Here is a 9,269-nt window from a genome sequence, read left to right on the forward strand (position 1 = left end):
TTTCTTTCGTCATTACTTCTACCGTAAGACTTTTTATCATCTCTACCATAAGATTTTTTGTCATCTCTGTCGTAAGATTTTCTCTCATCACTATTTCTATTAGATGAATTTTTATCATCTTTTGTGTAGTATGAGTTAACTGAAACTTTAGGTTGCTCTCTTGATTCAACTTTGTTTCTAACATAAGGTTTGTCATTATGTACTCTTTTTGGTTTTTCAACTTTTACTACAACAACTTCTTCTGGAAGAGTTCCTTCTTTTAAAGCTTTCTTATAAGCTTTTACAGCAGCAGCTTTTTTAGCTTTGATTCTATCCATTTCATCAAATGTAAGTTTTAAGAAGTCTCTTACATTGTTATTTTCTATTGTAGAAAAACCTTTAGCTGGGAAAGTTTTCTTACAGAAAGTTTTAAGTAACATATTATCAAAGTTTAAAGGTGTTATTCTGCAAAGTTGAATTCCTTTAGCAGATAGCCCCATTTGATGTAAGTTAAACTCATAACCTGAGTAAAAATAAAGTAAATCTTTATCTTCTTTTTTAGCAGATACAGTTTTTAATTTCTCTAATTGTATTGGTCTTGGTGTTTTTTTCATTATATATTTCCTTTCAATAACTAACTTAAATTATGTTAAGTTAATATCTTCTAATATTCGTATTCGTTATTATAGTTTAACATGAATTTGCATTAATATGAATTTATTTTAATTCTGTGTAATTATGAGTTTCATAATTTTTTTATTTAGCCCTTTGATAGATAATATTTTAGGTTGTATAATAGAAGCATATGGAATTATCAAGAGAAGCAATATCAGGATTGAGGTTGTTGATAAATTCATTAAATTATTTAAACAAAAGATAAGACGTAGGAGGAAATTAAATGCGATATTATAAATACAGAGATATGATAGTTATTGGTGGTAAGATAAGAGAAAGAAGAATTGGTGTTTCAGATGTTTTTGCAAAAAGAATGATGGTCAGTGAAAATGATCCTGATATGGAAGATGATGATTATAGATATTTATTTAAAGGTGACATAACAATAGCACTTCGTAAATTTGTAGGGGATAAAGTTAAAGACCAAGATGATATAAGTGAGGCTAGAGATGTTTTAGTTTCAGGTCTTAAATATTTAGAGGATTATAAAAATGTTAGAACTGAAGATTTATTTGCTGCAATTGAAAAAAGATATGCAAGAATAGAAAGCAATGAACTTGTACATACTTGCACAGAGGCTGCTCTTGAGTTTATAGATGGACTTGCAGATGATATAGACTATTATCAAGATAACATAAGTAATTCATCTGTTAGAGAGCTTATAAGGGAAACTAAATCATTAATTGGTGTTTTAGATTTAATGATTGGTGAATAGAATTTAAAAATAAAAACCTAATTTGCATTTGCAAATTAGGTTTATTTTAATTATTTTAACTTTTCAACGATAACTTTAGCCATTTTATCACTTGATTGAGGATTTTGTCCTGTTATAAGGTTTTTATCTACTGATACATATTCAACAAAATCTCCAGCTCTTTCAAAGTTTGCACCTTGTTTAACAAGTTCTGTTTCAAGTGCATAAGGAACAAGGCTTGATAACTGTGCTAAATCTTCTTCTGTATTTGTAAATCCTGTTAAAGTTTTTCCATCTATAAAGTATTTTCCATCATTTTCTTTAATGTTTAATAAAGCAGCAACTCCATGACAAACACCAGCAACTATATTTCCTTTGTTGTAAGTTGATGTAATGATATCTTTTACTTCTTTTGTGCTTGTAAAATCTGTTAATGGACCATGTCCACCAGCAAATACGATTGCATCAAATTCTACATTTGCAAAATCAGATAATTTTTTTGTGTTTTTAAGAAGTGGCATAACATGCTCATACTCTGTAGGAACTCCATCAGGAATAGAAACTACATCTATTGGAACTTCTCCACCAAGGATTGAAGCAATTTCTATTTCAAATCCAGCTTCTTTAAATACATTGTAAGGTTGCGCTAATTCTTCTAGCCATAAACCTGTTGGATGTCCATTCATTTCATTGTGACTTGTTGATATTAATAATATTTTTTTCATTTGTTATCTCTCCTTTAAATTTAGTTCTATATATATTAAGTATTCTCTAAAATCAATTTTATATTTACGATTAATTAATGTAATGTATTCCATTACACTTTATACTATAATTATATGTAAGAATTAAAAGAGTAACAAGAACGCACTTTTTATTTAGTTACTTAATAAAAAGTAAGTAATGGAGGGATAGAGGGATGGAAACAATAAAAGAAAAAGAGCATTTGAATGAAGATGTAATAAATATTGCTTTAAAAACACTTACAGGGAAGTGGAAACTTAAAATTTTATGGGCTGTGCCATATGAGAGTAGTATAAGGTTTAATGAACTTGAAAGAAGACTTAATGGGATTTCTAGCTTAATGCTAACTAGAAGGCTTAAGGAACTTGTTAGTAGCGGAATATTACATAGAGAGCAGTATAATGAAGTGCCAATAAGAGTTGAGTATTCAATGACCGATATAGGGCTAAAACTTTGTCCTATACTTCATATGCTTGAGGAACTTGGATATTTAATAGAGAATAAATAAAACCTTAGAGATTTGATTCTCTAAGGTTTAGTTTATATTATTCTTCTGTTATTGCATTAACAGGACATTGTCTTACAGCTTTTTCAGTAGCAATCTCATGCTTCTTTGGAATTTCTGTATTAATTGCAACTGCTAAATTATAATCATCAAAAGTAAATACTTCGTTACAAAGTTTTTCACATAAGCCACAGCTTATACAAAGGTCTTGGTCTACTAATACTTTCATAATAAATCCTCCTATAAAAACTATTACTAAGTGGTTAGTCCGCAATGACTACTTATATAGTTCTGTTTTATAATACAAAAAATCGAGAAGAATAGCAATAAAGTTAAACTATATATTTTGTTTATTTGAAATAATTTATCGTATAGAAAAATATATTTAGATAGTAGATTTTATATAGGGGGCGTTTGATGTGATAGAAATAGCTATTGTGGGATGTGGGCAGAGAGGAAAAGATGTTTATGGTGAGTTACTTAAAAAGGATTTTTCAGATAAAGTGAAGGTTAAAGGTATTGCAGAGCCAAAAGAAAAATCAAGAAAATATATGAAGGATTATCATAATATTGATGAGGAATTTGTATTTTTAGGATGGAAAGAACTTTTAGAACATGAAAAATTTTGTGATGCTATAATTATTTCTACAAATGATGATATGCATTATGAACCATTTAAAAAGGCATTAGAAAAGGGATATCATATAATAGTTGAAAAACCTATGACTAATGATAGAAAAGAGCTTTCTAAGATGGAAGAACTTGCACAAGAATATAGTGATAAGATAATTTCTGTTGGACATGTTTTAAGATATAGTCCATTTTTTAACAAGATAAAAGATATTATTGATTCGGGAGAGCTAGGAAAGCTTGTTTCAATTCAACATGCAGAAAACATAGGATATTACCATATGGGACATTCATTTGTTAGAGGGAATTGGAGAAATTCAATAGAAACAAGTCCTATAATTCTTGCAAAAAGCTGTCATGATATGGATATACTACTTTACTTAACAGGCTCATCATGTACAAAAGTATCTTCTTTTGGGTCACTTAGTTATTTTAATAAAGAAAATAAACCAATGGATGCAGGCTATAGATGTTTAGAGTGTGATATTGAAAATGAGTGTCCATATTCTGCTAAAAAGTTATATTTAAATAATATAGGGAATTGGCCAAGTACAGTTATAACAATAAATCAAACTAATGAAGGCATAATTAAAGCGCTTAATGATACAGATTATGGATTATGTGTACATGAGAGTGATAATGATGTTATGGATAATCAAGTAAGTATACTAGAGTTTAATAATGGAGTTACAGCAACATTTAGTTTAATAGCCTTTACACATACTATCTCAAGAACTATAAAGATTATGGGAAGTCATGGTGAAATAATTGGAGATATGGAAACAAATAAACTAATAGTATATGATTTTGTATCGGGTGAGAAAAAAAGTGTGGATATAAAACTAGATAAGTTTAGTTTGCAGGGGCATGGTGGTGGAGATGCTAGACTTGTAAAAGATTTTATAGAACTTGTGGAAAAGAAAATAAAAACAATTGAAGTAGTAAAAAATAAAATAAAATTAGAAGAAAATAAAGAGTTAGAGTTTAAAGATTTAGTTGATATTGTAGGTGGAAAAGATAATAGCATAGAATCGCAAACATCTATTAAAACATCTATTGAAAGTCATAAAATGGCATTTGCAGTAGATGAGGCTAGGATATATGGAAAAGTGGTTAATTTGGAAAATTTCATATTATAAAATAATTTTAAAAAGGTAATTTAAGTATTACCTTTTTTGTTTTGTAAAATAAATTAATTTTGATTGGAGTTAGAAAATAAATTAGCAATTCACTTTAAAAAACACGAATGATTTATGTAAAAAAACAATTTAATAATAATAAAAATTCCATTAAAGGGTCAAAAATACTTTTTTTATAGATGGGATTTTAATTAGAGTTTTATTTATTAAAAGCTTTTAAAAAAATAAAATTTTTAAAAAATAAGAGTAATTTAGATGGATTTATTAAAAGTAAAAGGATTACAATCTAAAAAGTCAAATTTTAATGAATGAAGAAAAAATATGAAAAAGTGAATTTATGTATATTTAAAATGCTGAAAGAACGGATAATAGTTTGATTATTTGAAATAAATGAGAAAAAATGTATGATAAATTAAAAATATACTAAATTTGAAAATAAATTTTTGAAAAAAGTTAATAAAATTGTAATAAAATATCTACAAATAAGGATTATTGTGGAATTAAAGATTAAATAAGTAAATATATAAATGATACTTAAATTTACTTTTTAATGATTAATAAAATAAATACTATACAAATTAGTTGAATTTTAAAAAATTAGGATTGGAGATGATTTTATGATTATTACAAAAGAGCAGTTTAAAGAGGATTATAAACGTGCTGCTAAAAATAGTCACATTAAAAAGTTTGATAATACAAATAAATTATATCAATACAATGCACTTGCAAAAGTTGTTGGAGAATATATTTCTGATGAGTGGATGGAGGCAAAGGCAGTAGAAAAAGGAAATGGAAAGAAAGTATATTACTTCTCTATTGAGTTTTTACTTGGTAGATTGCTTGATAATACTTTAATAAATCTTGGAATAAGAGATATTTGTCGTGATGGACTTAAAGAACTTGGTATTAAACTTGAAGATTTAGAAGATATGGAAGGTGATCAAGCACTAGGAAATGGTGGTCTTGGAAGACTTTCAGCATGTTTCCTTGATTCTATTGCATCTGTTGGTATATCAGGACATGGATGTGGAATTAGATATAAATATGGATTCTTTAAACAAAAAATTATTGATAATAATCAAGTTGAAATTGCTAATGATTGGACTGAAGAAGGTTCACTTTGGGAAACAAAGAGAATTGATAGAAGTGAGAAAGTAAGATTTTGGGGTAATGTTCAATGTATTCATGAGAATGGAAAATCAAAATATATTCAAACTGATTGTTCAGAGGTTTTAGCAGTTCCTTTTGATACAGGAGTTGTTGGTTATAAGAATGATATGGTTAATACACTTAGACTTTGGAGTGCAGAACCAGTAAAATCTGGATTTGATTATCAAGAGTTTAATCATGGACACTTTATAAAAGCTATGGAATATAAAGATAAGGTTGAGGCTATATCAAATGTTTTATACCCTGATGATTCTGACTATGATGGAAAACTTCTTAGACTTAAGCAAGAATATTTCTTAGTTTCAGCAGGACTTCAAAGTGTTATTAGAACACTTAAAGAAGAAGGTGGGTCAGTTAGAGATTTTGATAAGTTAAATGCTATTCAACTTAATGATACACACCCAATACTTGCAATTCCAGAGCTTATGAGATTACTTATGGATGAGGAAGGACTTGGATGGGATGAGAGTTGGAAGATTACACAAAATACTTTTGCCTATACAAATCATACTATAATGACTGAAGCTTTAGAAAAGTGGGATATTAATATATTTAGACCATTACTGCCTAGAATATATATGATTGTTAGTGAGATTAACGAAAGATATTGTAAGGAGTTATGGGGCTTATATGAAGGTGATTGGGATAAGATAGCTAGTATGGCTATAATCTCACATGGTTATATTAAAATGGCTAACCTTGGAGTTGTTGGATGTCATAGTGTTAATGGTGTTGCAGCACTTCATACGAAAATTTTGAAGCTTACTGTTATGAGAGATTTATATCATGTATTCCCAGATAAATTTAACAATAAAACTAATGGGATTACACATAGAAGATGGCTTATTTCATGTAATAGAGCTTTAACTAAATATTTAGAAAGTAAAATTGGTAAGGATTTTGAAGCAGATACAGATAAATTAAAAGACCTTATGAAGTTTGAAAATAATAAGAAAGCAATAGAAGAACTTAACGCTGTTAAGCTTAAAAATAAACGTAGACTTGTTAAGTATATAAAAGAAAATCAAGGTATTGAAATTGATGAAAATTCAATATTTGATGTTCATGTTAAGAGAATACATGCTTATAAAAGACAAACTCTAAATATCTTTAGAATAATGGATTTATACAATAGACTTTTAGAAAATCCAGATATGGATATTGTACCAAGAACATTTATCTTTGGTGGTAAGGCAGCAAGTTCTTATTCACTAGCTAAAAGAACAATTGAACTTATAAATGTTGTTGGTAATAGAATTAATAAAGATGAGAGAATTAAAAATAAAATTAAAGTTGTTTATTTAGAAGATTATAGAGTTACACTTGCAGAACTTATAATTCCTGCAACAGATGTTGATGAACAAATCTCTACAGCAACAAAAGAAGCATCAGGAACTTCTAATATGAAGTTTATGATGAATGGAGCTGTTACAGTAGCAACTATGGATGGAGCTAATATTGAAATAGCAGAAAAAGTTGGAATGGATAATATTATTACTTTTGGACTTAGTAATGAAGAAGTTCTTAGCTACTACGAAAAAGGTGGATATTGTGCTATTGATGAAATAAATAGAAATATGAATCTTAAAGCAGTTATGAATCAACTTATAGATGGAACATATCTAGGAGTTAATGGTAGCTTTATGGAAATCTATAATTCAGTTGTTAAATATAATGATGAATACTTTAATGCTAAAGATTTTGGGTCATATATAGAAGCACAAGATAAAGTAGATAGATTATATAGAGATAAAATTGCATGGGGAAAAATGTGTCTTAATAATATAGCAAACTCAGGGTTCTTCTCATCAGATAGAACAATAGTTGAGTATGCAAATGATATTTGGGGAATAGAATGTGATTTATCAAAAGTAAGAAAATAAGCTAATGATTAAAGGGGTAGATTATAATGAAACATATTAAGGCATATGAAGAATGGATTAACTCAAAGGTTGTAAGTGATAAATTGAAAAATGAGTTAAAAGGATTAAGTGATGAAGAAATATATGATAGATTTTATAAAAAATTAGAATTTGGAACAGGTGGAATTAGAGGAGTTATGGGAGCTGGAACTAATAGAATGAATGAAGTTACAGTTTCACTTGCAACTCAGGGGTTTGCTAATTATATAAATGATAAGTTTGATAAACCATCAGTAGTTATAGCCTATGATTCAAGAAATAATTCTAAGGAGTTTGCAAAAATCACAGCTTTAACTTTTGCAGCTAGTGGAATTAAATCATATTTATATAAAACATTAGAACCAACACCAATCCTATCATATTCATTAAGAAAGCTTAAATGTGTGGGTGGTGTTGTGGTTACAGCATCACATAATAAAAAAGAGTACAACGGATATAAAATCTATGATGAATTTGGTGGGCAAATTACTGATACAAATGCCAATAAGGTTATAGATTATGTGAATGAAATTGAAGGCTTTGATTTAATAAAGAAAATAGATGAAAAAGTAGCTATGGAGAAAGGCTTATTCTCTTATATAGATGATAATTTATTAGATACTTATTTTGAAAAAGTAAAAAATCTTGTTATCAGAAAAGATTTAGTTAAAGAAAATGCAACAAAGCTTAGTATAGTTTATACACCTCTTCATGGAGCGGGAAATATACCAGTTAGAAGAGTTCTAAAAGAACTTGGCTATAATGACATTATGGTTGTTAAAGAGCAAGAATTACCAGATGGTAATTTCTCTACACTAGTATATCCAAATCCAGAAGACCCAAATGCATTTAAACTTGCAGTTGAACTTGGGCGTTTAAGAAATGCAGATATAATATTTGGAACTGATCCAGATTGTGACAGAATAGGTCTTGTTGCAAAAGCTAAAGATGGAAAATATAAAGTGCTAACAGGAAATGAAACAGGAATTTTATTAACTGAATATATTTTACGATCACTTAATGAAATTAACGGAATTTCTAAAGATAGCTACATGGTAAAAACTATAGTATCAACTAATGCGGTTAATGGAATAGCAAAAAAATATAATGTTGATATCATTGAAGTTTTAACAGGATTCAAATATATAGCCGAGCAAATTAGAGAATTATCTGATTTAAAAGGAAGAAAATATTTATTTGGATTTGAGGAAAGCTATGGTTATCTTGCAGGAGATTTTGTCAGAGATAAAGATGCAGTTATTGGAAGTGTTTTAGCAATGGAAATGGCACTTTATTATAAGATGCAAGGAAAATCAATATTTGAAGCTTTAGATGATATTTATGAAAAGTATGGGTATTTCAAAGAAAGCTTAGTATCAATAGAGAGTACTGGGCAAGAAGGGGTTAAAAAAATTGAAAATTGTATGAAAGAGCTTAGAAATTTAAAAATAAATTCAATTTTCAATAAAAAAATTAAAGAAAAATATGATTATAAAAATGGACTTACACTTAAAAATATAACATTACCTAAATCTAATGTACTAAGATTTGATTTAGAAAATGATTATTCATTTATAGTAAGACCATCAGGAACAGAACCAAAGATTAAAATTTATTTCTCAGTTAAAGAAGATAGTAAATTAGATGCAGAAAGAAATATGGATGCTTTCAAAGAAGAGGTTATGAAAGTGATAAATAAATTCTTAGTTTAGTTGTTATCTAAAAGTTAGTTAATACTTCACTCAGCTATATAAATTAAAGCTGGGTGGGTAACTAGCTAATAATTAAAAGATTAGTATGGAGATGATGCTAGGTGTTTACAAATTATGAAA

8 protein-coding genes are annotated in these 9,269 nt (G+C 28.0%); 5 read left to right on the forward strand and 3 right to left on the reverse strand.

Features of this window, described 5'->3' with window-relative positions; translation table 11 throughout:
* A partial coding sequence (locus Q0V15_RS09650) for a hypothetical protein (RefSeq protein WP_297438435.1) occupies positions 1-593 on the reverse strand: 593 nt, incomplete at its 3' end.
* A gap of 284 nt (positions 594-877) precedes the next feature.
* Between Q0V15_RS09650 and Q0V15_RS09655 the strand changes: the two genes are divergently transcribed.
* Positions 878-1,369, forward strand: coding sequence for a hypothetical protein (locus Q0V15_RS09655; RefSeq protein WP_297438437.1), 492 nt, complete (start codon positions 878-880; stop codon positions 1,367-1,369).
* A 50-nt stretch (positions 1,370-1,419) separates the two neighbouring features.
* Here the strand turns inward: Q0V15_RS09655 and Q0V15_RS09660 are convergent, their stop codons facing one another.
* On the reverse strand, positions 1,420-2,073 hold the full coding sequence (locus tag Q0V15_RS09660; protein ID WP_297438439.1) for a type 1 glutamine amidotransferase domain-containing protein: 654 nt from the start codon (positions 2,071-2,073) through the stop codon (positions 1,420-1,422).
* A gap of 194 nt (positions 2,074-2,267) precedes the next feature.
* Between Q0V15_RS09660 and Q0V15_RS09665 the strand changes: the two genes are divergently transcribed.
* Positions 2,268-2,600, forward strand: coding sequence for a helix-turn-helix domain-containing protein (locus tag Q0V15_RS09665; RefSeq protein WP_297438441.1), 333 nt, complete (start codon positions 2,268-2,270; stop codon positions 2,598-2,600).
* Positions 2,601-2,637: 37 nt separating this feature from the next.
* On the opposite strand, the gene Q0V15_RS09670 is transcribed toward Q0V15_RS09665, so the two are convergent.
* Positions 2,638-2,826: a ferredoxin gene (locus Q0V15_RS09670; RefSeq protein ID WP_297438443.1), complete on the reverse strand. Its 189-nt coding sequence runs from the start codon at positions 2,824-2,826 to the stop codon at positions 2,638-2,640.
* 190 nt (positions 2,827-3,016) lie between these two features.
* Between Q0V15_RS09670 and Q0V15_RS09675 the strand changes: the two genes are divergently transcribed.
* From Q0V15_RS09675 to Q0V15_RS09685, 3 genes are all read left to right on the forward strand, one after another.
* Entirely contained in the window at positions 3,017-4,366 is a 1,350-nt protein-coding gene (locus Q0V15_RS09675; protein ID WP_297438445.1) for a Gfo/Idh/MocA family protein, read from the forward strand.
* A gap of 617 nt (positions 4,367-4,983) precedes the next feature.
* The gene (locus tag Q0V15_RS09680) at positions 4,984-7,419 is read left to right on the forward strand and encodes a glycogen/starch/alpha-glucan phosphorylase (protein ID WP_297438446.1); all 2,436 of its coding nucleotides are present in this window, start codon (positions 4,984-4,986) and stop codon (positions 7,417-7,419) included.
* 26 nt (positions 7,420-7,445) lie between these two features.
* Positions 7,446-9,149 carry a phospho-sugar mutase gene (locus Q0V15_RS09685; RefSeq protein ID WP_297438448.1) on the forward strand — a complete coding sequence of 568 codons (1,704 nt, stop codon included), beginning with the start codon at positions 7,446-7,448 and terminating at the stop codon, positions 9,147-9,149.
* Positions 9,150-9,269: the final 120 nt, after the last annotated feature.

The organism is uncultured Clostridium sp., from assembly GCF_947036855.1.
In the GTDB taxonomy this organism is placed as follows: domain Bacteria; phylum Bacillota; class Clostridia; order Clostridiales; family Clostridiaceae; genus Sarcina.